3 protein-coding genes are annotated in these 1551 nt (G+C 38.2%); all 3 read left to right on the forward strand.

The window, feature by feature from the left end:
• The first annotated feature begins 2 nt into the window (after positions 1 to 2).
• From rplF to rpsE, 3 genes are read left to right on the forward strand one after another with little or no spacing between them, the layout of a single operon-like run.
• Positions 3 to 548 (forward strand): 50S ribosomal protein L6, encoded by a 546-nt coding sequence (rplF, locus tag BOW51_RS10690; RefSeq protein WP_011737598.1) that lies wholly within the window; start codon positions 3 to 5, stop codon positions 546 to 548.
• A 17-nt stretch (positions 549 to 565) separates the two neighbouring features.
• A complete protein-coding gene (gene rplR, locus BOW51_RS10695) occupies positions 566 to 913 on the forward strand; it encodes a 50S ribosomal protein L18 (protein ID WP_011737599.1) in 348 nt (115 codons plus the stop codon).
• Between the two features lie 43 nt (positions 914 to 956).
• Positions 957 to 1475: a 30S ribosomal protein S5 gene (gene rpsE / locus BOW51_RS10700; protein ID WP_011737600.1), complete on the forward strand. Its 519-nt coding sequence runs from the start codon at positions 957 to 959 to the stop codon at positions 1473 to 1475.
• Positions 1476 to 1551 lie beyond the last annotated feature (76 nt).

A 1551-nucleotide genomic window follows, 5' to 3' on the forward strand; every position in this document is an offset into this window, starting at 1 on the left:
GAATGTCTAGAGTTGCAAAATCACCTATTACCATACCAACTGGTGTTGAGGTTACTATTACTAGTAATTTAATGTCTGTCAAGGGTAGGTTTGGTCAGTTGAATATGAGTATTCATCCTTGTATTGTAATTACAAATACTAATAATAAACTTAGCTTTGATATAACTATTACTGAAAAGAAAGAGCAAAAGAAAGCTTGGGCTCAAGCTGGCACAGCAAGGGCTAATACTGCAAATCTTATTCAAGGCGTAACAGAAGGTTGGGAAAAGAAGTTAACCCTAATTGGTGTTGGTTATCGCGCCAAAGTGATGGAGAGGGTGCTGAATCTTACGTTGGGCTTTTCACACCCAATTAATTACAAACTTCCAGAAGGTATTACCGTTGAAGCACCCTCTCAAACTGAAATTATTATCAAAGGTATGGATAAGCAAAAAGTAGGTCAAGTAGCTGCTGAAATTAGAGCTTATCATCCGCCAGAGCCCTATAAAGGTAAGGGCGTTTGCTACATTGATGAGCAGGTTGTTCGTAAAGAAGCTAAAAAGAAATAATTGACCAAGGTATTAATATGAAACTTTCTAAAAAACAAGCTCGTTTAAGAAGAGCGACCAAATTTAGAGCTAAACACGCACAAGGAAGTACTAAGCGCTTGTGTGTTCACAAAACTGCACAGCATATTTATGCTCAGATTATTAGTCCTTGTGGTACTAAAGTTTTGGCCTCAGCTTCAACATTGACAGCTAAACTTAAAAATGGTGGTAATGTAGATGCAGCAACTAAAGTTGGCAAAGAAATTGCTAAAGCTGCCACTAGTGTAAAAGTAATAAAGGTAGCTTTTGACCGTTCTGGATTTAAATATCATGGTCGTGTTAAAGCGTTGGCTGACGCGGCGAGAGAAGGTGGTTTAGACTTCTAAGTTATCAATAAGATTAATTAAAAAAATTTAAAAGGCGTAAATAATGGCTGAATATAAGAAAAATAACAACAACGATGATAAGGATTATATTGAAAAATTGGTTAATATTCGTCGTGTTGTAAAAGTAGTAAAAGGTGGCCGTATCTTTGGTTTTTCAGCGCTTGTTGTTGTTGGTGATGGTAACGGTAAAGTTGGCTATGGCACAGGAAAAGCGCGTGAAGTGCCTGTCGCTATTCAAAAAGCAATGGATAAAGCGCGCAAAAGAATGAAGTCTGTTTCACTGGTAAACGGTACGCTTCATTATCCAATTGTCTCAAGCGTTGGTGCGGCTAAAGTTTATATGCAGCCAGCCTCAGAAGGTACGGGTGTTATTGCTGGCGGTCCAATGCGTAGTGTATTGGAGGCAGTGGGTGTACATAATATTTTGGCAAAATGTAACGGTACTCGTAATCCAATTAGTGTGGTGCGTGCAACGGTTGAAGGGTTGACTTCTATGTCATCTCCACAATTAGTTGCTGCTAAGCGTGGCAAGACTGTTGATCAAATTACTAGGAAAGGATAATGGTTGAAGAAAATAAAATAGTTAAGAAAGTAATAGTAACTAAAAAACCGACTATCAAAAAAGCACCAGTTAAGGC

Source organism: Solemya elarraichensis gill symbiont (genome assembly GCF_002021095.1).
In the GTDB taxonomy this organism is placed as follows: Bacteria; Pseudomonadota; Gammaproteobacteria; order Chromatiales; family Chromatiaceae.

Bases quoted from the DNA above. Each gene is read 5' to 3' on its own strand.
- rplF (WP_011737598.1), top strand. From the start codon at position 3: ATGTCTAGAGTTGCAAAATCACCTATTACCATACCAACTGGTGTTGAG.
- rplR (WP_011737599.1), top strand. From the start codon at position 566: ATGAAACTTTCTAAAAAACAAGCTCGTTTAAGAAGAGCGACCAAATTT.
- rpsE (WP_011737600.1), top strand. From the start codon at position 957: ATGGCTGAATATAAGAAAAATAACAACAACGATGATAAGGATTATATT.